The organism is Pseudomonas sp. 43mfcvi1.1 (assembly GCF_900115935.1).
Lineage (GTDB): Bacteria > Pseudomonadota > Gammaproteobacteria > Pseudomonadales > Pseudomonadaceae > Aquipseudomonas > Aquipseudomonas bijieensis.
In genome coordinates this window covers 218,071-242,096 of record NZ_UETT01000009.1, presented here as the reverse complement: position 1 = coordinate 242,096, position 24,026 = coordinate 218,071, and the positions used below count along the sequence as shown (strand labels likewise).

Here is a 24,026-nt window from a genome sequence, read left to right as displayed (position 1 = left end):
TGCCACCACCGGTCACGGAGGGCGGCGCCTGACCGGAAATCAACTATGACCCCTTCCCACCAGATACTGGTCGGCGACTGCATCGACATGATGCGGACCTTGCCAGATCAGTCAGCGCAGTGCTGCGTAACCAGCCCGCCCTACTTTGGGCTGAGGGACTACGGCATGCCCGACCAGATCGGCCTGGAGGAAACGCCTGCCGAATTCGTTTCTCGCCTGGTGCAGGTTTTTCGGGAAGTGCGCCGGGTACTGCGTGACGATGGCACTCTCTGGGTAAACATGGGTGATACGTATGCTTCAATCGCCGGCGGATATGCGCCGGGCGGATCAGCAGGCAAGCACGATATGGCCTCCCAATCCACCCGTGGAGCCGTCCTGCGCGGTAAACGGCGCTCGCCGCCGACGGGCTTGAATCAGAAGGACCTCATGGGAATCCCGTGGCGACTGGCCTTTGCTCTGCAGGATGACGGCTGGTATCTGCGCCAAGACATCATCTGGCATAAGCCGAATCCGATGCCGGAGTCCACCAGGGATCGCTGCACTAAATCCCATGAGTACCTGTTTCTGTTGAGTAAGTGCCCCCGTTACTTCTACGACCAGGACGCGATAAGGGAGCCGGTAGCCCTGAGCTCGGTTGTCAGACTGGCTCAGGATCTCGAGCAACAACACGGCAGCGACCGCGTACCTGGTAAGGCAAACGGCCCCATGAAAGCAGTGCGGAGTCAGCGAGATAGTTTCAAGCGTGAGGGTTCAAAGCGGGAGCAGGCGATACCAGGCCATGCACTTGGAACGCATCGCCCGAACCGCGAAGAAAGCGCATATCCCCTCGATACCCGGAACAAGCGCAGCGTGTGGACGGTGCCAACCCAAGGATTCAAGGGGGCGCACTTCGCTACGTTTCCTCCCGAGCTGATCCGGCCTTGCATTCTGGCCGGCGCGCCGCGCGGCGGGATAGTGCTTGATCCATTCGGCGGGGCCGGCACCACGGCGGTGGTCGCCATGCAGGAAGGTCGCAAGTCAATTCTTTGCGAGCTGAACCCGGAGTACGCAGCCATGGCGGAACGCCGGATAGCGGCGGCCTGGCTCGACGGAGCGGCGCAGATGGACGTGTTTCACGACTCTGCGCCGGCGGCCTGATGTGCTGCTATGCCTCGACTGCTTCGAGACGGAATTTTTGAAGGTCCCTGATTTGATGGAACCAATAAAAAACCGCTTCAGCTTTTTCTTTGGTCTCGAACAGTTCAGCTCCCTCGGGCTTGTAAGAAGCGTACCGAAGACCCTCGTGATCCGGCGCTGAGCCATAAAACACAGCGCCTTCTTTGTCGGTCATTTTCACTATCCAAGCCATTGCCTATCCCCTTGATCCGGCCCCATGCCGGGCCATCAACCAATAGCCCACAAACTCGAATCACGCCAACCGGCAGGTGCCCATGAAACTCGATGCAAACGTTGAGGCCCTGGTGGCCTCCGGCGCGCTTTTTGTCGCCAACCATTCTGGCGGAAAGGATTCCCAGGCCCAATTAATCAAGCTACTGGAGGTGATCCCGCCCAGCCAGATGATCGTTGCCCACGCCTGCCTGGGTGAGATGGAATGGCCGGGCGCAATGGAGCTGGCTCGGGATCAGGCTGTAGCAGCCGGCCTGCCGTTCATCTTAGCCAGGGCCAACAAGACGTTGCTGGAGATGGTCGAACGCCGATTCGAGAGTCGCCCCGAGGTTCCGAGCTGGCCCTCGGCGAGCACACGCCAGTGCACCAGCGACCTTAAGCGCGGGCCAATCCAGCGTGAAGTACGACGATACGCCAAAGCCAACGGCTTCAAGGTCATCGTCAACTGCTTGGGCCTGCGTGCGGCAGAGTCGCCTGGCCGTGCGAAGCGCAAGACCTTTAGCCTGATGACGATAAGCAACTCTGTGAACACCTGGTATGAATGGCTGCCAGTGCATGACCTGAGCACCAAGGAAGTGTTCGGCGTCATCGCTGACGCTGGCCAGGAGCCGCACTATGCATACGCCGAGGGTAACGACCGCCTCAGCTGCATCTTCTGCCTATTCGGCAGTAGGGGTGATCTGCGCAACGGGCGTCGGCATCACCCAGGGCTGTTGACTCAGTATGCTGCCCTGGAGAAGCACACCGGCTATACGATGCACATGAGCCGCATCCCTCTGGTCGAGCTTTCGGCCTAATACCCCCCTTATTCTTTAGTCACGACAGCCGGAAAAGCGGGTCTCCATTACGCTTTCATATCCCGGACCCTTAGCCATTCTTTTTTAATTATTCTTTGAGCAACCGCTACAACAGCGTTCCCTAGATCTGCACTAGGCTTACGCTCCGAGCAAGCTACAACATATGCGTTCATTGCTGAGACAAGTTCTTCTGTCTCTTTCTCGGCTGGATTCGTATATAGCTGAACCTTCGCATAGTGCAACTTCGCCGTCGATAAACTCTGTGCAAACTCAGAATAAAGCATGTCATAACGATCTTGTGATCGGTGAATTTCTTCTTGCGTCTCGGGCACTGCAAACGGTCTATTGTGGAGCTTGTTTGATGAGGCGGAAAGAGCATCGCCTGTAGCGATAAATGAAGCCACCGCATCCCTTAAGCTATTTATCCAGTCCTGCCTGCTTCGTGCTACAGCTTCAGCTTTTGAGTGCGCTATACGGCTGCGCTCCTGCGCATCGGCTAGTTCCTTTTGCGCCTTAATTGTTTTACGAAAAGAGTACGCCGTATATATGGTAGTAATTAAGACCACTGCAATCGTTGCCAGGGAAGTTCCGACGGCAGTCCAAACGGCCGTCCAGTCTGTTCCAGTATCCAGCTCTATTCTAGGAACTCTGTTAAGTGTCATAACCAGATTCTCTATGCTCACTAGCGGCCTCATCTAACTAGAAGAATTTGGAGCAATAAAACACAAACCAACCTGAAATTGCCACTCCACCGCCCGGGCATGCCCCGGCATAGGACATAGCCATGCCCGCAGAAAAGATAACCCTGGGCCAGCGGCGCCAGGAACGACTCACTGCCGCCAACGAGTTCTTGCAGGTCATAGCCGGCTGCGGCCTGCACTTTTTCCGCAACAAAGGCTCGGGCCATGACGCCTACCTATCGATGAATGCCCGCGGGAGAGTCGTCTGGCTTCACGACGACTACACAGGCGCGCGCATCAACGTCGGCAAAGAAGGTGCATGGGACGGCTTTTCACACGGCGGCACGCTGAAGAGCCTGGTCGGGTCTCTCGGCAGGTTTGTCCTCCATGGCTCCACGAAGTGCGAGCATTGTCGCTGCACCTGTATCAGAAAGCCGGAAAGGACGGGCAGACTATCGCCGGCCATGCAAGCGAGAGCATGACCAGAAACTACCAAAAGGATCACGCGGATATCGTGTGGTCGGAGGCAATCCCCGACCTAAATATCAGCGAAATCACAGGTTAGTTTTGCGCGAGTTTTGCGCGAGTTTTGCGCGAGTTTTGCGCGGGTTTTGCGCAGGCACAAAAAAGCCGATTCATATGATCGGCTTAACTGTCTGATTTTACTCAGTAAATATGGTCGGGACGGAGTGATTCGAACACTCGACCCCTAGCACCCCATGCTAGTGCGCTACCGGACTGCGCTACGCCCCGACTAGGCGTGAATCTTGTTCCGCTTCTCAGCGGAACGCTCAGGAATATATCGCAAGCTTTTGAAAACTGGAAGATTTAAAAGCAGAAATTTATTTCTTGAGCACCACCAGTACATCTTCGAGCTCGGCGATCATCTGGCGGATCATCTGTTTGTACTGGGTCGTGTCGTCCTTGGCCTCATCACCGGAGAGGCGCAAGCGCGCGCCGCCGATGGTGAACCCCTGGTCATAGAGCAGCGCGCGGATCTGCCGGATCATCAGCACGTCTTGGCGCTGATAATACCGGCGGTTTCCGCGGCGCTTGACCGGGTTGAGTTGAGGAAACTCCTGCTCCCAATAGCGCAGCACGTGCGGTTTTACCGCACACAGCTCGCTGACTTCACCAATGGTGAAGTAGCGTTTGCCCGGGATGACGGGTAGTTCGTCGTTATGACTTGGTTCCAGCATAAGCCTCAACTCGGGCCTTCAACTTCTGCCCTGGACGAAAGGTGACCACACGGCGAGCCGTGATCGGGATTTCTTCTCCCGTTTTCGGATTGCGGCCAGGCCGCTGGCGTTTGTCCCGAAGGTCGAAATTGCCGAAACCGGACAATTTGACCTGCTCGTTGTCTTCCAGAGCGTGCCTGATCTCTTCGAAAAACAGTTCGACCAATTCTTTGGCCTCCCGTTTATTCAGGCCCAACTCCTCATACAGACGTTCCGCCATCTCAGCTTTCGTCAGAGCCCCCATACGTCACTTCCTTAACGTGGCGTTCAACCTGGTTTCGAGCGAGGTGAGGATGTTCTGCGTTGCGGTATTCACCTCATCGTCATTAAGAGTGCGCGATGGATGCTGCCAGGTCAAGCCGACTGCAAGGCTTTTTCTATGCGGATCAATGCCTTTACCCTGATACACGTCAAATAGCCTGAGGTCCGTGAGCCATTCGCCTGCATTTTCACGGATTACGTCCAGTACGGCGCTGGAGGCAACGTCGCGATCAGCCAGCAACGCCAGGTCACGCCGCACTTCAGGAAAGCGCGATAACTCCTGGAATTTCGGCATTTTCCCCTGCGCCACCTCGGCCAGGACCAGCTCGAAGACGAATACCGGACGATCAAGCCCCAGGTTTTTCGACAGCTCAGGGTGAATCGCCCCCACATAGCCGACTTCGCGCCCGTCTCGCTCGATACGTGCGGTCTGCCCCGGGTGCAGCGCCGGATGCTTGCCCGGTACGAACGTGAACGCGTCGAGTGCGCCGGCGAAGCCCAGCACCGCTTCGACGTCAGCCTTGACGTCGAAGAAATCGACGACATCGCGACCTTGCGCCCAGCCTTCCGGCAAACGACTACCGCAAACGACACCGGCCAGCATCGGCTCTTGTTTCAAACCTTCCAACTGACCAACGAAGCGCAGGCCGCTTTCGAACAGACGCACGCGATCCTGCTGGCGGTTCAGGTTGTGCTGGAGCGACTTGACCAGGCCCGGCCACAGGGACGAGCGCATGGCCGCCATGTCGTTGGAGATCGGGTTGGCCAGCAACAGCGGCTCGACACCGGGGTTGAACAGTTCGAACTGGCGCGGATCGATGAAGCTGTAAGTAATCGCTTCCTGATACCCACGGGCCACCAGCAGGCGGCGCAGCTCCGGCAGGTTGCTACGGGCCTCAGCCTTGGCCTGTGGGGCCAGGCGCGCTTGCGGGTAGCGGACCGGCAGGCGGTTGTAGCCGTACAGGCGAGCCAGTTCTTCGATCAGGTCGACTTCCAGGCTGATATCGAAGCGATGGCTTGGTACGTCGACACGCCACTGCCCTGCCCCATCAGCGCTGATGTTCAGGCCGAGAGCACTGAGCAGGCGCTCGACTTCGGCGGCGTCCATTTCCATGCCCAGCATCTGGGAAATGCGCTGGGCACGCAGGGTGATCGGTGCAATCTTGGGCAGGTGCTGTTCGCTGACGGTCTCGATGATGGGACCGGCTTCACCGCCAGTGATTTCCAGCAGCAGGCCGGTGGCGCGCTCCATGGCTTCACGGGCCAGCTGCCAGTCCACGCCACGCTCGTAGCGGTGCGAGGCGTCGGTGTGCAGGCCATAGGAACGCGCCTTGCCAGCGACGGCGATCTGGTCGAAGAATGCACTTTCCAGGAATACATCGCGAGTCGTGGCGGATACGCCACTGTGCTCACCGCCCATTACGCCAGCAATCGCCAAGGCGCGGACGTGGTCGGCAATCACCAGGGTGTCGCTGCGCAGGGTCACTTCCTGACCGTCGAGCAGGACCAGCTTCTCGCCTTCTTCGGCCATGCGTACGCGGATGCCGCCGTTGATTTCGGCGAGATCGAACGCATGCAGCGGTTGACCCAGCTCCAGCATCACATAGTTGGTGATGTCGACAGCAGCGTCGATGCTGCGCACGTCGGCGCGACGCAGGCGCTCGACCATCCACAGCGGCGTCGGCTTGGACAGGTCGACGTTACGGATCACACGACCCAGGTAACGCGGGCACGCCGCTGGCGCCAGTACTTCAACCGAACGCACTTCATCGTGCACAGCCGGCACACTCGCCACCACAGGACGCGTCACCGGAGCGGCATACAACGCGCCAACTTCACGGGCCAGGCCAGCCAGGGACAGGCAATCGCCGCGGTTCGGGGTCAGGTCGACCTCGATGCTCGCATCGTCCAGGCCCAGGTATTCACGAATGTCCTGGCCCACCGGCGCGTCAGCCGGAAGTTCCATGAGACCATCGTTGCCTTCACCAATCTGCAGTTCAGCCTGGGAGCACAACATGCCATTGGACTCGACGCCACGCAGCTTGGCTTTCTTGATCTTGAAGTCGCCCGGCAGTTCGGCGCCGATCATGGCGAATGGGATCTTCAGGCCCGGGCGCACATTGGGCGCACCGCAGACGACCTGGAAGGTTTCCGCGCCATTGCTGACCTGGCAAACCCGCAGTTTGTCAGCGTCCGGGTGCTGCTCTGTGCCCAGCACCTCGCCCACGACCACACCGCTGAACTCACCGGCGGCGGGGGTCACGCTATCGACCTCGAGGCCGGCCATCGACAGGCGAGCAACCAGCTCGTCCCGGCTTACCTGCGGGCTTACCCAGCCGCGCAGCCATTGTTCACTGAATTTCATCCTGCTCTCCTAATAGATTCGTTACCGGCTGCGGCCTAGCGAAATTGCGCAAGGAATCGCAAGTCGTTGTCGAAGAACAGGCGCAAGTCATTCACACCGTAACGCAGCATGGCCAGGCGCTCGACGCCCATGCCGAAAGCAAAGCCCGAGAACTCTTCCGGATCGATCCCGGACATGCGCAGCACGTTCGGGTGAACCATGCCGCAGCCCATGACTTCCAGCCAGCCCGTCTGTTTGCAGACGCGGCAGCCTTTACCGCTGCACATCACGCATTCCATGTCGACTTCAGCCGATGGCTCGGTGAACGGGAAGTACGAAGGGCGGAACCGCACCGCCAGTTCTTTTTCGAAGAACACCCGCAGGAACTCTTCGATAGTGCCTTTCAGGTCGGCGAAATTGATGTCGCGATCGACCAGCAGGCCTTCGACCTGGTGGAACATCGGCGAGTGGGTGATATCGGAGTCGCTGCGGTACACACGGCCTGGGCAGACGATGCGGATCGGCGGCTGCTGCGATTCCATGGTGCGGACCTGTACCGGCGAGGTATGGGTGCGCAACAGCATGTTCGCATTGAAATAGAAGGTGTCATGCATCGACCGGGCCGGGTGATGGCCTGGGATGTTGAGCGCTTCGAAGTTGTGGTAGTCGTCTTCGACCTCAGGGCCTTCGGCAATGCCGTAGCCGATGTGGGTGAAGAACTGCTCGATGCGCTCCAGGGTCCGGGTCACCGGATGCAGGCCACCGGAAGTCTGGCCACGGCCAGGCAGGGTCACGTCGATGGACTCGGCGGCGAGCTTGGCAGCCAGGTCCGCCTCCTCGAACAACGCCTTGCGCGCATTGAGGACCTCTGTGACACGCTCCTTGGCAACGTTGATCAGCGCACCGACCTGCGGACGCTCTTCGGCCGGCAGGTTCCCCAGGGTCTTCATCACCTGGGTCAACTCGCCCTTCTTGCCAAGGTACAGAACCCGGATTTGCTCCAGGGCATTGATATCTTCAGCGCTTTGCACAGCCTCTAGTGCTTGAGCGACCAGCGCGTCCAGGTTTTCCATGTACAGACTCCAGATACGAAATAGGGGAAGAGCTTTAAGGCTCTTCCCCTATTTATGACGTTTGACACCAAGGCCCACAGATGCGGACCCCGGTGACTGCCGGGGGTACTTAAGCCAAGGTGGCTTTAGCTTTCTCGACAATCGCAGCAAACGCCGCTTTTTCGTTCACTGCCAGATCAGCCAGAACCTTACGGTCGATCTCGATGGACGCTTTTTTCAGGCCAGCGATGAAACGGCTGTAGGACAGACCGTTAACACGAGCACCAGCATTGATACGAGCGATCCACAGAGCGCGGAACTGACGTTTTTTCTGACGACGGTCACGGTAGGCGTATTGGCCTGCCTTGATTACCGCTTGCTTGGCAACACGGAATACGCGGGAACGCGCGCCGTAGTAGCCTTTAGCAAGTTTCAGAATTTTTTTGTGACGCTTACGGGCAATGACGCCACGCTTTACACGAGCCATGAGTTACTTCCTCTATTCTTGATCCAAAAATTAACGAAGGCGCAGCATGCGCTCGACTTTTGCCACGTCAGACGGATGCAGCAAGCTGCTACCGCGCAGTTGACGCTTACGCTTGGTCGACATTTTGGTCAGGATGTGGCTCTTGAAAGCGTGCTTGTGCTTGATACCGTTAGCAGTTTTCAGAAACCGCTTAGCAGCACCACTTTTGGTCTTCATCTTTGGCATGTTCGGATACTCCGCATTCAGTTGATAAACATAATCGCAAGGCCTGCCGTGCCCTGGTGATTACTTCTTCTTTTTCGGGGCGATGACCATGATCAGCTGGCGTCCTTCCATCTTAGGATGCTGTTCGACCGAACCGTACTCGAGCAGGTCTTGTTCAACCCGCTTGAGGAGTTCCATCCCCAGCTCCTGGTGGGCCATCTCACGGCCGCGGAATCGCAAGGATACCTTGGCCCTGTCCCCGTCACTCAGGAAACGTACCAGGTTGCGCAGTTTTACCTGGTAATCCCCTTCCTCCGTCCCTGGACGAAACTTGATTTCTTTTACCTGAATCTGCTTCTGGTTTTTCTTCGCCGCGGCAATCTGCTTCTTCTTTTCGAAGATAGACTTGCCGTAGTCCATCACCCGGCAAACCGGCGGGACTGCGTCTGCGGAAATTTCTACCAGATCAAGCTTGGCTTCTTCAGCAATACGAAGCGCTTCATCAATCGAGACGATGCCAATCTGCTCGCCGTCAGCGCCAATTAACCGAACCTCGCGTGCCGAGATATTCTCGTTGATCGGGGCTTTCGGTGCAGCTCGTTTATCTTGTCTCATTTCACGCTTAATAATAATTACTCCAAATCTGGGCGACCACGCCGGGAAACCGCTTGCGCGAGAAACTCAGCGAATTCGGCGACGGGCATCGAGCCCAGGTCAGCACCTTCACGAGTACGCACAGCGACAGTCTGCATCTCGACCTCCCGATCTCCAATAACCAAGAGAAAGGGAACCTTGAGCAAAGTATGCTCGCGGATTTTAAAGCCGATCTTTTCATTTCTCAAGTCGGACTTGGCACGAAATCCGCTTTGGTTGAGAGTTTTTTCGACCTCGGCGGCAAAATCTGCCTGTTTATCAGTGATATTCATGATCACTGCCTGGGTCGGCGCCAACCACGCGGGGAACGCGCCCTCGTAGTGTTCGATCAGAATCCCGACGAAGCGCTCGAACGAACCGAGGATCGCGCGGTGAAGCATGACCGGGTGCTTGCGGCTGTTGTCTTCGGACACGTATTCGGCGCCCAGACGGATCGGCAGGTTAAAATCGAGCTGCAGGGTACCACACTGCCACACGCGACCAAGGCAATCTTTCAGCGAGAACTCGATCTTGGGGCCGTAGAAAGCCCCCTCACCCGGTTGCAGGTCATACGCAAGGCCCGCGCTATCGAGGGCGGCGGCCAGGGCCGCTTCGGCGCGATCCCACAATTCGTCGGAGCCAACGCGTTTTTCCGGACGAGTGGACAGCTTCATCTCGACTTCGGTGAAGCCGAAGTCCCGGTAGACGTCCATGGTCAGCTTGATGAAGGCGGCGGATTCGGCCTGCATCTGCTCTTCAGTACAGAAGATGTGCGCATCGTCCTGGGTGAACGCACGCACGCGCATGATGCCGTGCAGCGCACCGGACGGCTCGTTACGGTGGCAGGCACCGAACTCGGCCAGGCGCATCGGCAGCTCGCGGTAGCTCTTCAAGCCCTGGTTGAACACCTGCACGTGGCATGGGCAGTTCATCGGCTTGATGGCGTAGTCGCGGTTTTCCGACTGGGTGGTGAACATGTTGTCGGCGTAGTTGGCCCAGTGCCCGGATTTCTCCCACAGGCTACGGTCAACCACTTGCGGCGTCTTGATCTCCAGGTAGCCGTTTTCACGCTGGACCTGGCGCATGTACTGCTCGAGCACCTGGTACATCGTCCAGCCGTTCGGGTGCCAGAACACCATGCCTGGGGACTCTTCCTGGGTATGGAACAGGCCCAGGCGCTTGCCGATCTTGCGGTGATCGCGCTTCTCGGCTTCTTCAATACGCTGGATGTAAGCCGCCAGTTGCTTCTTGTCCGCCCAGGCGGTGCCATAGACGCGCTGCAACTGTTCGTTCTTCGCATCGCCACGCCAGTAGGCGCCGGACAGCTTGGTCAGCTTGAAGGATTTCAGGAAACGCGTATTCGGCACGTGCGGGCCACGGCACATGTCGACGTATTCTTCGTGGTAGTACAGGCCCATGGCCTGCTCGTCCGGCATGTCCTCCACCAGACGCAGCTTGTAATCCTCGCCACGGGCCTTGAACACTTCGATGACTTCGGCGCGCGGGGTGACTTTCTTGATGACGTCGTAATCTTTCTCGATCAGCTGCTGCATGCGCTGTTCGATGGCGGCCATGTCGTCCGGCGTGAAAGGCCGCTCGAAGGCGATGTCGTAATAGAAACCTTCGTCGATGACTGGCCCGATGACCATCTTCGCGCTCGGGTACAGCTGCTTGACCGCATGGCCGACCAGGTGCGCGCAAGAGTGGCGAATGATCTCCAGCCCCTCTTCATCCTTTGGCGTGATGATTTGCAGCGTGGCGTCGCTGTCGATGACGTCACTGGCGTCGACCAGCTTGCCGTTGACCTTGCCGGCCAGGGTGGCCTTGGCCAGGCCCGCGCCGATGGATGCGGCGACCTCGGCTACGGAAACCGGGTGGTCGAATGAACGTTGACTGCCGTCGGGAAGAGTAATAGTTGGCATGGCGCCTCCTCTCCTAGTGGTGACCCCTACCAAAGGTCACGTGGGTTGGGATGAGCCAGTACAAGATCCAGTCCAGGCCATTCAATGACGAACGCCTGCCTTACAGCGGCAGGAGCCTTGCGGCCAACCGGGAAAACCGAACCAGAGTGACTGGGATTCAAATCAGGGTTATTTCGAACATTTGCCACTGGGACGAGTCGTCCACAGCCTGGAAATACCCGAGCCCGGCATGCTAGCACAGATGAACGGTCATCGCCGTGCTGGAATTGAAACAGGCGTAAATCCGGGTTTTTATGCCAGAGTGCTGAACTGAACCGAGCGCAACGCCTCAGATATCAAGACATCGACCCGAAAGGAGCATCTTCGCATGCGTCTCAATACATTGTTTGCAGTAGTCGCCCCCCTTGCCCTGCTGCTTCCACTGACCGCCCATGCCGACTGGCCCAAAGGCGAGCGCGAAAAATACATGGCCCAATGCACCGAGGCCGCAACACCCCAGATCGGCGCGGCTGCAGCCAAGGCTCATTGCGCCTGTGGCGCCGACGCGATCAAGTCCTACCCGGCCTCGGACATCCAGGCCTTGATGGATAACAAGGCCGCACCGGAACTGCAGCAAAAGGCCCTGGGGCAGATCGCAAAATGCAAGGCCGATAACAAGGCGAAAAAATGAGGAAGCAGCCTTCCTGAACAGGCCCGGCAGGGTTGAAAAACCCTGATTCAAGGCTTTTTCGAACGATTTATTCAGGTTTTACAGCTTTTTTTATCGTCTTTACTTTCGGCTGAAAGCCTTTAAAACCGGGCCTTTCAGCGGGTATAGGCGGTAAAGTAAACACGACTGATTGGCAAACAGCGCGTCCGGGGGGCTCCCAAATCGAACATTTCGACTATGATACCCGGGTGTGCCCAGTTGGCCTGAGCAGCACAGTACACTGAAAATATATGTTTCTTGGAGATACACCATGTCTAATCGCCAAACCGGCACCGTTAAATGGTTCAACGATGAAAAAGGCTTCGGCTTCATCACTCCTCAAGGTGGCGGTGACGACCTGTTCGTACACTTCAAAGCTATCGAAAGCGACGGTTTCAAAAGCCTGAAAGAAGGCCAGACCGTTTCCTTCGTGGCTGAGAAAGGCCAAAAGGGTATGCAAGCTGCACAGGTTCGCCCAGAGTAATTTCTCGGCGCACTAAAAAAACCCCGTCCATGTGACGGGGTTTTTTATGGGCGATTGAAAGCCGCCAATCAGCCGCAGTTCACCCGGTTGACCACCAGGTTGGCGTCGGTATTGAGGTTCAGGCGATCGGAGCGGTACTCAAGCGTGACCATGTCGTTGGGCTTGAGAATACGCGCGTTCTGCGCGCCGGCGCGGGCACGGGCCTGCTCCAGCAATTGCGGCGAGGCCTGCTTGCCAATGGCGAACTCGGCAGCCTTTGCTTCGCAGCGGCTGTGACCGGTCTCGGCCGCCACGGGATCGGGGGTCGACTCAGAGGTGCTGCTGCAACCACTCAAAACCACGGCGGTCAGCAAAGTACTCAATGACGCGAGCTTCCAAGGCATGAAGCCTCCTTTTTTCAATAAATAAACAGAGAGCGTGCGACAGCCCAAACGGTACTTGGTTTCAAGACCATGGCCATCAGCCTCCCCTCATCCGGAAAACCGGCAGTTTGCCTGACCCCAGTCGCCCTGGTCAGACATGAATCGTGACTGAATATGAACAACGTTCAGTAAACGTCAATGTAATCGAAGGGTGGGTTTGGCCAGTTGTCTTTCAGTGCGTTATAGATCTGCATAACCCAGACCTCGTCGCTGGCAGCGACCCGTCCGACATAGCCGGAACCTTTGGCCCACGTCTCAAGCCGAAACAGCAAGCCATCGATGTCGACGCCCCCCACAACGCCCGAAGACAGATAAGCGATCCCCCCCTTGGTCACGCGCAATTGGGTGTGCTCGTCATCACTGGCAGAAGCCAGCAACTGACGAACCGACTCAAGGGTCAACCCGTCAGGCGCGTTCAAATCGATCTGCACGGCAGGGCTCCTTCAGAAGTCAAAAAACAAGTGTCGCACAGCCCTCACCCGATGCCTAAGTCGCAGTGCCAAACCCGCTGCAAAAATGGTTAACTCAGCCTACAGACCTCCCAACTCGCGAGCCCCACCATGAGCACCGTCAGCATCGAAGTCACCATCAATGCCAAATGGTCAGAGGGACACAGCTCCTACAGCCCCAGTACCGCGGAAGAGCTGGCAATTATTGGTATCGACCTGTTGGTCAAGGAGCTGGGAACGGCGGCCGCGCAGAAATTCATCCAGCAGGCGTTCGAGCGATACCCGAACATTACCGAAACGGTTGAGTGAAGCTCGGGCACCCGCAGGCCATGGCCTGCGGGCCCGCCGCGAGACAGGTTACTTGAGGCGCGCCAGGCGCTCGGTCAGCAGATCGAAGAAGCCCTGGGCATCACCGTTCTCCACCCAGAAGGCATTCTTGGGCGCCTTCAAGCCGTCGTACCAGTCGACGATGGTCTGCCCGAAAGTCGGGCCTTCACGACTGTCCACCACGAGGTTGACCGAACGGCCGGTAAACAATTGCGGCTTGAGCAGGTAGGCAATCACCGTCGCGTCGTGCACCGGCCCACCGGTCATGCCGTAGTGCTCCATGTCGCCCTTGACGTACTCGTTGAGGATGTCGCCCACCAGTTTGCTGGCGTTGTTGTTCACTGCGGCGATCTGCTTCAGGCGCGCTTCGCTAGTGAGGACCTTGTGGGTCACGTCCAGGGGCAGATAGGTCAGCTTCAAGCCGCTTTTCGCGACGATCTCGGCCGCCTGTGGGTCGGCGAACAGATTGAATTCAGCCACCGGCGTGATATTGCCGCCGTTGAAGTGCGCGCCGCCCATGATCACCACTTCCTTGATGCCCTGGACAATGTCCGGCTCCTGGACCAGCGCCAAGGCCAGGTTGGTCTGCGGGCCGAGCATGGCAATGGTGATGCTGTGGGGCTTGGCGGCCTTGAGCGTGTCGATCAGGTAGTTGACGGCATTGCCCTCGGCCAGGCCTTTCTTCGGCTCGTGGACGGTGACACCCGACAGGCCTTCCTTGCCATGGATGTTTTCCGCGTAGATCGGCGTGCGCATCAGCGGTTTCGGCGCCCCGGCATACACCGGCACGTCTTCGCGCCCCGCCCACTCTCGCGCCAGGCGAGCATTGCGGGAGGTCTTGTCCAGGCGAACATTGCCGGCGACGGTGGTCAGCGCGCGGATATGGAGCTCTTCAGGGGACGCCAGGGCGAACAGCAGCGCTACCACGTCATCGGCCCCCGGGTCGGTGTCGATGATCAGGTCGATCTTTTCCGCCGCCTGGGCGCTTGTAGCGGTGATCAATGACAAAAGCAGCAGACTCCGGAACAGTTGATGCATTTTCTGAGCATAGCGGTGCATGGCGCACTCCTTGTGCAGGGTTGACAGGTTAGAACGTGACTCCAGCGATCAGCACGATGTTGCAGTATGGAGAACACTCGCCTGTGCGAATGATCGCCCGAGCTTGTCGGCTGATGACCTTGAACTGTTCATGACTGACCAGCTCCCGCTCGCCCAACGCGCCTTCGGCATGCAGCGCTTCCAGGGTCGTCAAGGCCGACGGTTGCTTATCGATGATTTCCTCGGCCAGGACATGGCTTTCTACCTGCATTTCGCTGAGCACCACTTTCAAGGTGCTGACAAAATCCGGGATGCCATGGGTCAGGGCCAGGTCGATCAATTCGACCTGGGGCGGTACCGGTAGCCCGGCATCACCGATGACCACTTTGTCGCCATGGCCGAGGGAGGCGATCAGTCGCGACAGTGCCACATTCAACAACGGCGTCTTTTTCATGATTTGAAGGCCTGTACTTCCAGCAACGTGGGGATTGAAGGCTGCGCGCCGGCGCGGGTGACCGACAGCGCCGCGGCGACCTGGCCGAAACGAATCGCATCGACCTCGCTTTTGCCACTGGCCAAGGCTGCCGCGAAGCCGCCGACAAAAGTGTCGCCGGCCGCCGTGGTGTCCACCGCCTTGACCCGCGGGGCCGGGAAGTGTTCGAAACTTGTGCCGTTGGCGAACATCAGACCCTGGGCGCCCAGCGTCACGATCACCTTGCCAGCCCCGGCGGCGATCAGATGCGCTGCGGCGGCTTCGGCGGTTTCCAGGGAATCCACCGCAAGTCCGCTCAAGACTGCGGCTTCGCTTTCATTGGGAATCAGGTAATCGACGCAGGCGTACCAATCGACCGGCAATGTGTGGGAGGCCGGCGCCGGGTTGAGGATGACGATCTTGCCCAGCTCACGACCGCGCTTGAGGGCATGGCCAACGGTGGCATCCGGCACTTCGAGCTGGCAGATGATGACATCGGCGCTTTGCAGTACTTCGTCGACACCGCCCAGGACTTCAGGGGTGAGCGCACCGTTGGCACCGGCGACGATAACGATCGCGTTCTGGCTGTTGTCGTCGACGATGATCAGCGCCACGCCGCTGGCACCCTCCTCCACACTGACCGCCTGGCAGTCGATACCCTCGGCCAACAGCCCGCCACGCAATTGCTCGCCGTAGGCATCGCTGCCCACACAACCGACCATCGACACCTTCGCGCCCAAGCGCGCGGCGGCCACCGCCTGGTTGGCGCCCTTGCCGCCCGGGATGGTGGAGAACGACTCGCCAATCAGTGTTTCACCACCGCGCGGCAGACGCGGCGCCCGGGTCACCAGGTCCATGTTCAGGCTGCCTATTACCACTACTTTTGCTGGCATACATCACTACTCATCAATTCGGTTCAGCGGTATTGGGCGAATGTGCCGGACAGCGGCGCAGTCGACTCTCGCAAGACAATACTCGGCGTCACGATCCGCTGGTCGGTGGCAAGGCCTGGCGTCGCAATTCGTCGCAGCAGCACTTCGGCCGCCATCTCGCCAAGTTGCAGGATCGACTGCCCTACCGTGGTCAACGCCGGGTAGACATATCGGCTCATCTGAATGTCATCGAAACCGATGACCGACAGCTCGCTGGGCACGCGCACGTTGCGTTCAGCGGCGGCGCGCAGCACACCGATCCCGATCATGTCGTTGGCCGCAAAAATCGCGCTCGGCGGCTGCTGCTCCAGCAGTTGCGCGGCGGCTCGGTAGCCGCCGGTACTGGTGAAATCGCTCTCGAGCATACGCTCGACGGGCAGTTCGATTCCGGCCTCTTTCAGCGCCCGGCAGTAACCGGCCAGGCGCATTTGCGCCACGCTGGTATCGGCCGGGCCACCGATGAAGGCGATGTCGCGGTGCCCCAGCTCCAACAAGTGCCGGGTCGCCAGGTAAGCGCCGTATTCATGGTCGATGCGCACCAGGTCGGCGTCGACGCCATCGAGCCCGCGGTCGACAATCACCATGGGCGTGCGCACGTTGGCCAGGCCCTCGGCCAGGCCAACATCGCCGCCGGCGGACGCGAAGATCAACCCGTCGATGCGCTTTTCCAGCAGCACCCGCAGGTAGCTGCGTTGCTTGTCCGCGTTATCGTCGGAGTTACACAGGATCACGCAATAGCCGTTGCGCTCACAGTAATCCTCGATACCCCGGGCCAACTCGGCAAAGTATGGGTTGAGGGCGTTGGGCACCAACAGGCCGATGGTCGCCGTGGTCTTGGCCTTGAGCGACCGGGCCACGGCGCTGGGCACGTAGTCCAGGCGCTCGATGGCCGCCTCGACCTTGAGCCGCACCTCTTCGCTGACCGGCCGCGTCTTGTTCACCACGTGGGACACGGTGGTGTAGGAAATCCCCGCGAGCGCTGCTACATCCTTGATCGTCGCCATGGTTCAGCCCCGCCGACTGGCGCGCTGGCTGCGATAGGTATCGAGCACGACCGCCACCACGATCACCGCGCCGGTAATGATGCGCTTGGTCGGTTCAGTGGCGCCGATCTGCGCCAGCCCCGCCGCCAGCACGGAGATGATCAGCACGCCAAAGAAGGTGCTGATGACCGAACCACGCCCACCCATCAGGCTGGTGCCGCCGATGACCACCGCAGCGATCACTTGCAGCTCCAGCCCTGAGCCGGCGTTCGGGTCAGCGGCCTCCAGGCGGGAAATCTGGAACAGCGCCGCCACACCGGCCAGCAAGCCCATCAGGCTGAACACCAGGATCTTGTAGGGCTTTGGATTGATACCGGCCAGACGCACGGCCTCTTCATTGGTGCCGATGCCGATCAGGTAGCGACCGAACACCGTCCGGGTCAGCACCGCCTGGGCAATGAAGATCACCAGCAAGGCGATGATGAACGAAGGTGAAATGCCAAAGGCGATGGGGTTGGACAGCCAGGCGAACGAGTCGCCGATGTAGGCGGTACGCGAGCCAGTCATCTGGTACGCCAGGCCCCGAGCCATCTCCAGCACGCCGAGAGAGACGATGAACGATGGAATCCGCCACGCCACGGTAATCGAACCGGTGACTGTCCCCGCCAGTGCCGCCACGGCCATGCCGAGCAACGCCGATGGCCAGACGCTCCAGCCCCAGCCGAGCACGGCCACGCTGACCGTCGATGCCGCCAGCGCCAGCACCGAGCCCACCGACAGATCGATGCCGCCGATGATCAGGATGAAGGTCATGCCGACCGCCAACACCATCAGGTCCGGAATCTGGTTGGCCAAGGTGCTGAAGGTGTCATAGGACAAAAAATGGCTGCTCAGGGCCGAGAACAGCGCGACCATGGCCAGCAGCGCGCCAGCCAGGCCCAGGTACGTCCCCAGGCCATAGAAATTGCCACTCGATTTGCCGACGGCAGATGCGGTTTTCATGAAAGATCCCTAGGCGCTGCTTCGTTGAGCAACGCATCACGTTTCTGGTAGCCGGCGAATGCGGCGGCAAGCAAGTCATCCTGGGTCCAGCTGTCGCGCTCGAAGGTGTCGATCAGGCGCCCGGCGGACAACACGCCGATCCGGTCACAGATCAACATCAGCTCGCGCAGGTCGCTGGACACCACGACCAACGCCTTGCCCTGGCGAGTCAACTCGCCGAGCAACGCATAAATGTCGAATTTGGCGCCGACGTCGATGCCCCGGGTCGGCTCGTCGAACAGCATGACCGCGCAGTCGCGCTCGAGCCAGCGACCGATCACGACTTTCTGCTGGTTGCCGCCCGACAGCTCGGACACCAACTGGGTCGGGCTGGAACTGCGGATGCGCATGGCATTGACCTGCCGCAGCGCCAAGGCCAGTTCGGCGCTGCCATTGACCAGGCCGGCGCTGGAAATCTCCGGCATGTTGCCCAGGGCAATGTTGGCGGCGATGGATTGGGTCAACAGCAGGCCTTCCCCCTTGCGGTCTTCGGTGATCAGCGCAATGCCATGGGCCACCGCATCGGACGGGGAGCGAATGCTCACCACCTGGGCCGGCGAGCCCAGCGCCACCGTGCCGCTGTCGGCGGTATCGGCACCGAAGATCAGCCGCAACAGTTCGGTCCGCCCTGCCCCGATCAGGCCGGAGATGCCGAAGATCTCGCCACTGCGCACTTCGAAGGACACGTCGCGGACTTTGTCGGCACGGGTCAGGCCTTTGACGGTCAGCGCTGGCGCGCCGATCTGGCGCGGGCCAAGGTCGATATGCTCACCCAGCTCCCGGCCAACCATCAGGGTCACCAGTTGCTCGCTGTCGTAGTTGGCCATCGGCTCGACGCAGACCAGGTTGCCATCACGCAATACAGCAATGCGCTGGGCGACCCGCGCCAGTTCTTCGAGGCGATGGGAAATGTAGATGATCGACACGCCGCGAGCCTGCAAGCGAGTGATCTGTTCGAAGAGCATCTCGACTTCCCGGGCCGTCAACATGGCGGTCGGCTCATCGAGAATCAGCACATGGCAATCGCCGATCAGATTGCGGGCGATCTCGACCATCTGCTGATGGCCGATCCCCAGCTCGCCGACCAACGTGTCGGGATCGATTGCATCGAGCCCGACCTGGGCCATGGCCTCGATGGCCGCCTTGCGCAATTGCTTGCGGCTGATCCAGCCACCGACGCTGGGCAAGTTGTCGAGAAACAGGTTCTCGGCCACGGAAAGGGTCGGCAACAGGTTGAGTTCCTGCATCACCATGCGCACGCCCAGCTCTTCAGCCTGGGTACGGCTGCCGGGACGATAATCCTGACCTTGAAATTGCATGTGTCCGGTCGTCGGCGTCACCAGCCCGCCGATGATCTTGGACAAGGTGCTTTTACCGGCACCATTTTCGCCGGTCAGTGCCAGCACTTCACCACGCATCAACGTCAGGTCGATGCCAGTCAGTACCGGTTGGGCATAGGTCTTGCCGATGCCGCTGACAGAAAGGACAGCGTTCGGGTCGCTAACGGACATAACAAAACTCTCCATGCGCTCGCCCGGATGGGCGAGCACCGTTGTGTCGCCAGGATAACTACTTGGTCACCAGCTCGACCGGAGTTTCGATAACGCCGTTGGTACCGCTGTCGACTTTTTCACCCTTGAGGATCTTCAGCGCCGTCTCGATACCGAACACAGCCTGCTTGGCGGCGAACTGGTCGGCAGTCGCCAGGACACGACCGTCCTTGAGCATTGGCTTGATGGCATTGATGTTGTCGTAACCGACCACTTGCACCTTGCCCGCCTTGCCCGCCGCGCGCACGGCCGATACCGCGCCGACCGCCATGCTGTCGTTACCAGCCAGCAGTGCCTTGATGTTCGGGTATTCGCTGAGCATCGACGCGGCAACCTGGTTGCCTTTGTTGATTTCCCAGTCGCCGGATTGCAGGGAGACGACCTTGATCTGCGCCGCCTCCATCGCATCCTTGAAGCCCGCGGTACGCGCCTGGGCGTTGGTAGTGGTGGACACACCTTCGATGATGCCGACCTCGTCACCGGCCTTGAGCTCCTTGGCCAGGTACTCACCGACCAGACGTGCGCCCTTGCGGTTGTCCGGGCCTACGAACGGCACGTTGATGTTCTTGCTCTTGACCACGGCCGGATCGAGCTGGTTATCGATGTTGATCACCGTGATGCCTGCGTCGACGGCTTTCTTGATCACCGGCACCATGGCCTTGGAGTCCGCAGGCGCGATGATCAGGGCATCGACCTTGGACACGATCATTTGCTCGACGATACGGATCTGGTTGGCGGTGTCGGTTTCGTCCTTGATCCCATTGGAGATCAGGTCGAAATCGGCGGAGTGTTCCTTCTGATAAGCCTTGGCGCCGTCTTCCATGGTCAGGAAGAATTCGTTGGCCAGGGACTTCATGACCAGGGCGACCTTGGGTTTTTCAGCGGTCTGGGCGAATGCCGAGGAGAGAGGCAGAGCAGCGGATGCGGCCGCGAGCATGGCAACAGCGAGAAGGCGTCCAGCGAATGGCAACTTCATGGGTTCACTCCGATCTTATGATTATTGTGAGCAAATCAATGCACGGAACGCCGCGCAAACGTTTGCGTGAAGTGAACTATGGTAAGGCTTCGTGGATTTGTCAACGCTGCGGTTGCATCCGCAATGGCGAAGCGTCAGGCCGTCGTATTGACCATTGCTCCCGAACTGCCGCCCTTCGCCAGCTCCGTGACCAGGCGACCGGTGACCTCCAACAATGCGCCACTGGTGTCGGCAATCTGCCCTTGAACCGCCATGACCGCCGCGGTCTTGTCTTCCGGTTTCGGATAATTCCGTGTCTGCGCAGCGGCCAATTGCTGTTGCTGCTCCCTGAGCTGCTCCTGAAGCTCTTGCATCCGCTTGAGCAATATCTGAACGGCAATGCTCTGGGTACTGCCGCTCTCCTGCGTCTGATCGGTTGCCTCAGCGCCCGCCCCCATGTCCACGCGGACCTTGCCCGACGCGCGCGTTGTACCAAGGGCCTCATCGGCAGCCTCGGTCTCGGCCTCGCTCAGGGCCTTCAGGGTAGCAGCGGATTGGCCACCGATAGTCACGGCCGCCGCATTGGGAAAGCCGACAGAAAACGCCATATCAAAACTCCATAAGATGAGATTCCTACGAAAGACATCGCCCGCCAAAGCACTTTCTTTAGCGCCCACGCAAATCTGTCACAAGCCAGAGCGTTTGGCCCAGCTGTTTACGCCAGCCAATAAAAAATTTCCTCCTCTTACACCAAAACGAAAAAAGCGCTGTCAGACGATCTTCTTGAATTTTAAGCAGTTGCGTAAATACCTACAGTTAAATACTGTATGCACGTACAGCTTAATAAGGATAATCCTGTGGTCACGCCCTCCGCTGCAACTACCCCCTTAGATTCCTATACGCGACTCGGCCTGCGGGTCTCGAAAATCATCAATTCCCCCACCGCGCAAAAAGCCAAGGCCGCGCTGATCTTCCGGCTTCCCGACGAGCCGGTGGATGAATGGGAGCGCCTCCTGGAAGAAATCGACGAGAACGACAACGTGACCCTCGCCTATCGCGACGACGGTGGCGTGCAGGTTTTCTGGGTCGTGCCGAAGGAAGATTGAGCCTGATGAGTGTTCGCTGTTTAGCTTTTTTGCTTGTGTTCATCACCATGGGCGCCCAGGCCGGTGCGCCGCGCACCTTCAACGAAGCCAAGAAGGTCGCCTGGAAACTCTACGCGCCGCAATCCACCGAGTTCTACTGTGGCTGCAAATACACCGGCAATCGCGTGAACCTGGCCGCCTGCGGTTACGTGCCGCGCAAGAACGCCAGCCGCGCCGCCCGCATCGAGTGGGAACATATTGTCCCGGCGTGGCAGATCGGCCATCAGCGCCAATGCTGGCAACAAGGCGGGCGTAAAAACTGCACCCGTTACGACCCGGTCTATCAACGGGCCGAGGCCGACCTGCACAACCTGGTGCCGAGCATCGGGGAAGTGAATGGCGATCGCAGCAATTTCAGTTTCGGCTGGTTGCCGGTGCAGAAGGGGCAATACGGTTCATGCCTGACCCAGGTGGATTTCAAGGCCAAGAAGGTCATGCCCCGCCCTTCTATCCGGGGAATGATCGCCCGGACCTATTTCTACATGAGCAAGCAATATGGCCTGCGCCTCTCGAAACAGGATCGGCGCCTGTACGAAGCCTGGGACAAGACCTACCCGGTCGAAAGCTGGGAGCGTCAGCGCAACCAGAGCGTGGCGTGCGTCATGGGCCGTGGAAACGAATTCGTGGGACCAGTGGACATGAAGGCCTGCGGTTGACCTCGCATTCGTGAACAGCACAAACCGACTGTGGGAGCGAGCTTGCTCGCGATAGCGGAGTGACAGACAACAGTTTGTCGACTGATACACCGCTATCGCGAGCAGGCTCGCTCCCACAGGTTTTGTTCTGTCCGGTTATTGAGTGGCCGGATAATCCACTACCAACGTCTCGATGTTGCGCTTTTTCGCCCGGACCAGGGCGGCAGTCACTTGCTCCTGCTTGGCTTCGGCCTCGGCCTTGGAGCTGAAAGGACCGACCAGGACCCGCTCCTTGCCGCCCTCGCGCACTACGTTCGACATGAAGCTGTGTTCGATGAGCCAACCGGTCAGGTCGCTGACTGCCTGAGGCGTCTCGCCACGAACCTCGACGGCCCACTGCGGCGCGGCAGCGGCGGCCGATGCAGAGGTCGCGGCGGGTTTCGGCTTCGCTGCTTCGATGTCACGCCCTTCACCGCACCCTGCCAGCACCAACACCGCGATTACCCAAGCCAATTTGCGCACAACGTTTCCCCCGGAAGACATGAGGCACGGATTTTAGCACCCGTGCCCATCAAGATCGCCGCAAACAGTGCTCAAAACACGAGAATCCTGCCCGGCGTCTCTGTATAGTCGCACCCTGGGAATTAATGCTGCATCTGCACGTCAGAAAGAGGCACCCACATTGTGACACTTAGCACTAATCTATAAGCAGTACCGACATCTGCACTGTCTGAATCAGGTGCCCTATAAAGCAATCAAGGAGAACACCATGCTGATACTCACCCGCAAAGTCGGTGAAAGCATAAACATTGGTGACGACATTACGATCACCATTCTGGGCGTTAGCGGCCAACAAGTCCGGATCGGCATCAACGCCCCGAAAAACGTTGCGGTGCATCGCGAAGAGATTTATCAGCGCATTCAGGCCGGCCTCACCGCCCCCGACAAGCCGCAAACCCCCTGAACATTGCAGCAGTCCGCAGCCAGCCCGTTTGCATCGTCGCAATGGCTGGCTAAAGATTCCGATCGACCGCGCCTTACCCTCGCCTCCTTTCATCCCGCCCGTGAATCGATACTAATGGCATGGCTCTTGGCATGACTGTCAGACGTTTCGTTTTAATGATGACGAAGCGGGCGTTCGCGGTCCGTCAGCCCAGGCTCACGCCGCGCGCGATTCCAGTGGCGGCAACCACCATCAAGATCAGCAGCAAGGCTTCGATATGGCTGATCCGTGCCAACCGACCGGCTTTCGAAGAGTCAATCGCCGCCCCTTTGCCCCGTGCCATCCGCCATTTGATCAGGGCGATCATCGGCGCGATCTCAAGCAACAGGATCAGCAGGAGCAAGGTCATCTTCAGGTGGAACAGCGGCTGGTGCAGGTAATAATCCGTACCTTTTTCGTACCCACCGAACGCCCGCATCCCACCGGTCACCAACAATACCAGCGCCGACACACCCCATACGTTATCCGCAATCAACACATTGCGAACCGCATCCACACCGCCCGCCAGGCGTCGCAGCGCCGTGCCGCGCGTCAGCACTGCCCAGAGCCCGAGGGCGAACGCCAGAAGATGAATGGCCGCCAAAGACCAATGAGTCAACATGGAAGAGCCCTGTCAGAGAACGTCGAATCGACCTGACAGTACTAGCTCATAAAACCATGATTGCCAGGGTAGGCATGCAAAAAACTGTGGGGGCGAGCCTGCTCGCGATAGCGGTGTATCCGTTTGCAATGATGCTGAATGTACCGCCGTCATCGCGAGCAAGCACGGCTCCCACAGGGATTGGCGGCGGGCAAAAAATTGGAAACTGCAACAGATCCAATGTGGGAGCGAGCTTGCTCGCGATGGCGGTGTATCAGTCGACAAAAATGTTGCCTGACACTCCGCTATCGCGAGCAG

At 59.1% G+C, this 24,026-nt stretch carries 30 protein-coding genes, 1 tRNA gene and 1 pseudogene; 9 read left to right on the top strand and 23 right to left on the bottom strand.

What is annotated here, in order from left to right; genetic code table 11:
- Positions 1-45 precede the first annotated feature (45 nt).
- Entirely contained in the window at positions 46-1,137 is a 1,092-nt protein-coding gene (locus DTP52_RS18865) for a site-specific DNA-methyltransferase (RefSeq protein WP_109754701.1), read from the top strand.
- A 7-nt stretch (positions 1,138-1,144) separates the two neighbouring features.
- Here the strand turns inward: DTP52_RS18865 and DTP52_RS18860 are convergent, their stop codons facing one another.
- The gene (locus tag DTP52_RS18860; protein WP_146206869.1) at positions 1,145-1,330 is read right to left on the bottom strand and encodes a hypothetical protein; all 186 of its coding nucleotides are present in this window, start codon (positions 1,328-1,330) and stop codon (positions 1,145-1,147) included.
- A 100-nt stretch (positions 1,331-1,430) separates the two neighbouring features.
- On the opposite strand from DTP52_RS18860, the gene DTP52_RS18855 reads away from it, so the two are divergent.
- Positions 1,431-2,183 carry a phosphoadenosine phosphosulfate reductase family protein gene (locus tag DTP52_RS18855; RefSeq protein WP_109754699.1) on the top strand — a complete coding sequence of 251 codons (753 nt, stop codon included), beginning with the start codon at positions 1,431-1,433 and terminating at the stop codon, positions 2,181-2,183.
- 47 nt (positions 2,184-2,230) lie between these two features.
- Here the strand turns inward: DTP52_RS18855 and DTP52_RS31065 are convergent, their stop codons facing one another.
- Positions 2,231-2,845, bottom strand: a complete 615-nt coding sequence (locus DTP52_RS31065; RefSeq protein WP_146206868.1) for a hypothetical protein — start codon at positions 2,843-2,845, stop codon at positions 2,231-2,233.
- Positions 2,846-3,248: 403 nt separating this feature from the next.
- Between DTP52_RS31065 and DTP52_RS31370 the strand changes: the two are divergent.
- Positions 3,249-3,428, top strand: a pseudogene (locus DTP52_RS31370) (integrase); the annotation flags it as partial.
- A 111-nt stretch (positions 3,429-3,539) separates the two neighbouring features.
- On the opposite strand, the gene DTP52_RS18840 reads toward DTP52_RS31370, so the two are convergent.
- The 9 genes from DTP52_RS18840 to thrS form a co-directional block, all read right to left on the bottom strand.
- A tRNA-Pro gene (locus tag DTP52_RS18840) sits at positions 3,540-3,616 on the bottom strand.
- Positions 3,617-3,705: 89 nt separating this feature from the next.
- Positions 3,706-4,062, bottom strand: coding sequence for a MerR family transcriptional regulator (locus tag DTP52_RS18835; protein WP_003179985.1), 357 nt, complete (start codon positions 4,060-4,062; stop codon positions 3,706-3,708).
- Complete coding sequence (gene ihfA, locus DTP52_RS18830; protein WP_002553164.1) at positions 4,043-4,345, bottom strand: integration host factor subunit alpha; 303 nt, start codon at positions 4,343-4,345, stop codon at positions 4,043-4,045. The genes DTP52_RS18835 and ihfA overlap by 20 nt, the downstream gene beginning before the upstream one ends.
- Before the next feature lie 3 nt (positions 4,346-4,348).
- The gene (pheT, locus tag DTP52_RS18825) at positions 4,349-6,727 is read right to left on the bottom strand and encodes a phenylalanine--tRNA ligase subunit beta (protein WP_109754697.1); all 2,379 of its coding nucleotides are present in this window, start codon (positions 6,725-6,727) and stop codon (positions 4,349-4,351) included.
- A gap of 35 nt (positions 6,728-6,762) precedes the next feature.
- Entirely contained in the window at positions 6,763-7,779 is a 1,017-nt protein-coding gene (gene pheS, locus DTP52_RS18820; RefSeq protein ID WP_025212923.1) for a phenylalanine--tRNA ligase subunit alpha, read from the bottom strand.
- 109 nt (positions 7,780-7,888) lie between these two features.
- Entirely contained in the window at positions 7,889-8,245 is a 357-nt protein-coding gene (gene rplT / locus DTP52_RS18815) for a 50S ribosomal protein L20 (RefSeq protein WP_002553161.1), read from the bottom strand.
- Positions 8,246-8,275: 30 nt separating this feature from the next.
- Complete coding sequence (rpmI, locus tag DTP52_RS18810) at positions 8,276-8,470, bottom strand: 50S ribosomal protein L35 (protein WP_002553160.1); 195 nt, start codon at positions 8,468-8,470, stop codon at positions 8,276-8,278.
- Positions 8,471-8,530: 60 nt separating this feature from the next.
- Complete coding sequence (gene infC, locus DTP52_RS18805; RefSeq protein ID WP_169432615.1) at positions 8,531-9,082, bottom strand: translation initiation factor IF-3; 552 nt, start codon at positions 9,080-9,082, stop codon at positions 8,531-8,533.
- Complete coding sequence (thrS, locus tag DTP52_RS18800; RefSeq protein ID WP_109754696.1) at positions 9,082-11,004, bottom strand: threonine--tRNA ligase; 1,923 nt, start codon at positions 11,002-11,004, stop codon at positions 9,082-9,084. The genes infC and thrS overlap by 1 nt, the downstream gene beginning before the upstream one ends.
- A gap of 367 nt (positions 11,005-11,371) precedes the next feature.
- Between thrS and DTP52_RS18795 the strand changes: the two genes are divergently transcribed.
- Together DTP52_RS18795 and DTP52_RS18790 are read left to right on the top strand one after the other, a co-directional pair.
- Entirely contained in the window at positions 11,372-11,674 is a 303-nt protein-coding gene (locus tag DTP52_RS18795) for a hypothetical protein (protein WP_109754695.1), read from the top strand.
- 289 nt (positions 11,675-11,963) lie between these two features.
- Positions 11,964-12,176, top strand: a complete 213-nt coding sequence (locus tag DTP52_RS18790) for a cold-shock protein (protein WP_003179963.1) — start codon at positions 11,964-11,966, stop codon at positions 12,174-12,176.
- Positions 12,177-12,244: 68 nt separating this feature from the next.
- On the opposite strand, the gene DTP52_RS18785 is transcribed toward DTP52_RS18790, so the two are convergent.
- Together DTP52_RS18785 and DTP52_RS18780 are read right to left on the bottom strand one after the other, a co-directional pair.
- A complete protein-coding gene (locus DTP52_RS18785; RefSeq protein WP_109754694.1) occupies positions 12,245-12,559 on the bottom strand; it encodes an I78 family peptidase inhibitor in 315 nt (104 codons plus the stop codon).
- 164 nt (positions 12,560-12,723) lie between these two features.
- On the bottom strand, positions 12,724-13,029 hold the full coding sequence (locus DTP52_RS18780; protein ID WP_109754693.1) for a hypothetical protein: 306 nt from the start codon (positions 13,027-13,029) through the stop codon (positions 12,724-12,726).
- A gap of 129 nt (positions 13,030-13,158) precedes the next feature.
- Here DTP52_RS18780 and DTP52_RS18775 point away from each other — a divergent pair, with 129 nt between their 5' ends.
- A complete protein-coding gene (locus DTP52_RS18775) occupies positions 13,159-13,356 on the top strand; it encodes a hypothetical protein (RefSeq protein ID WP_109754692.1) in 198 nt (65 codons plus the stop codon).
- Between the two features lie 48 nt (positions 13,357-13,404).
- On the opposite strand, the gene DTP52_RS18770 is transcribed toward DTP52_RS18775, so the two are convergent.
- The 8 genes from DTP52_RS18770 to DTP52_RS18735 all read right to left on the bottom strand — a co-directional run bounded on the left by DTP52_RS18770 (position 13,405) and on the right by DTP52_RS18735 (position 20,953).
- Positions 13,405-14,433: a nucleoside hydrolase gene (locus DTP52_RS18770; protein ID WP_109754691.1), complete on the bottom strand. Its 1,029-nt coding sequence runs from the start codon at positions 14,431-14,433 to the stop codon at positions 13,405-13,407.
- Between the two features lie 28 nt (positions 14,434-14,461).
- Entirely contained in the window at positions 14,462-14,866 is a 405-nt protein-coding gene (gene rbsD / locus DTP52_RS18765) for a D-ribose pyranase (RefSeq protein WP_109754690.1), read from the bottom strand.
- Complete coding sequence (gene rbsK, locus DTP52_RS18760; protein ID WP_109754689.1) at positions 14,863-15,777, bottom strand: ribokinase; 915 nt, start codon at positions 15,775-15,777, stop codon at positions 14,863-14,865. The genes rbsD and rbsK overlap by 4 nt, the downstream gene beginning before the upstream one ends.
- Before the next feature lie 23 nt (positions 15,778-15,800).
- Entirely contained in the window at positions 15,801-16,820 is a 1,020-nt protein-coding gene (locus DTP52_RS18755; protein WP_109754688.1) for a LacI family DNA-binding transcriptional regulator, read from the bottom strand.
- A 3-nt stretch (positions 16,821-16,823) separates the two neighbouring features.
- A complete protein-coding gene (locus tag DTP52_RS18750; protein WP_013693780.1) occupies positions 16,824-17,801 on the bottom strand; it encodes an ABC transporter permease in 978 nt (325 codons plus the stop codon).
- The gene (locus DTP52_RS18745) at positions 17,798-19,351 is read right to left on the bottom strand and encodes a sugar ABC transporter ATP-binding protein (RefSeq protein WP_109754687.1); all 1,554 of its coding nucleotides are present in this window, start codon (positions 19,349-19,351) and stop codon (positions 17,798-17,800) included. The genes DTP52_RS18750 and DTP52_RS18745 overlap by 4 nt, the downstream gene beginning before the upstream one ends.
- Positions 19,352-19,409: 58 nt before the next feature.
- Positions 19,410-20,366, bottom strand: a complete 957-nt coding sequence (locus DTP52_RS18740; RefSeq protein ID WP_109754686.1) for a sugar ABC transporter substrate-binding protein — start codon at positions 20,364-20,366, stop codon at positions 19,410-19,412.
- A gap of 134 nt (positions 20,367-20,500) precedes the next feature.
- The gene (locus DTP52_RS18735; protein WP_109754685.1) at positions 20,501-20,953 is read right to left on the bottom strand and encodes a hypothetical protein; all 453 of its coding nucleotides are present in this window, start codon (positions 20,951-20,953) and stop codon (positions 20,501-20,503) included.
- Between the two features lie 198 nt (positions 20,954-21,151).
- On the opposite strand from DTP52_RS18735, the gene DTP52_RS18730 reads away from it, so the two are divergent.
- Positions 21,152-21,451 carry a DUF1654 domain-containing protein gene (locus tag DTP52_RS18730; protein WP_371925605.1) on the top strand — a complete coding sequence of 100 codons (300 nt, stop codon included), beginning with the start codon at positions 21,152-21,154 and terminating at the stop codon, positions 21,449-21,451.
- Between the two features lie 5 nt (positions 21,452-21,456).
- Complete coding sequence (locus DTP52_RS18725; RefSeq protein ID WP_109754683.1) at positions 21,457-22,146, top strand: endonuclease; 690 nt, start codon at positions 21,457-21,459, stop codon at positions 22,144-22,146.
- Between the two features lie 135 nt (positions 22,147-22,281).
- Here DTP52_RS18725 and DTP52_RS18720 read toward each other — a convergent pair whose 3' ends face one another.
- On the bottom strand, positions 22,282-22,647 hold the full coding sequence (locus tag DTP52_RS18720; protein WP_109754682.1) for a penicillin-binding protein activator LpoB: 366 nt from the start codon (positions 22,645-22,647) through the stop codon (positions 22,282-22,284).
- A gap of 247 nt (positions 22,648-22,894) precedes the next feature.
- On the opposite strand from DTP52_RS18720, the gene csrA reads away from it, so the two are divergent.
- Entirely contained in the window at positions 22,895-23,089 is a 195-nt protein-coding gene (csrA, locus tag DTP52_RS18715; protein WP_003179932.1) for a carbon storage regulator CsrA, read from the top strand.
- 184 nt (positions 23,090-23,273) lie between these two features.
- Here the strand turns inward: csrA and DTP52_RS18710 are convergent, their stop codons facing one another.
- Positions 23,274-23,729: a DUF2214 family protein gene (locus DTP52_RS18710; RefSeq protein ID WP_109754681.1), complete on the bottom strand. Its 456-nt coding sequence runs from the start codon at positions 23,727-23,729 to the stop codon at positions 23,274-23,276.
- Positions 23,730-24,026 lie beyond the last annotated feature (297 nt).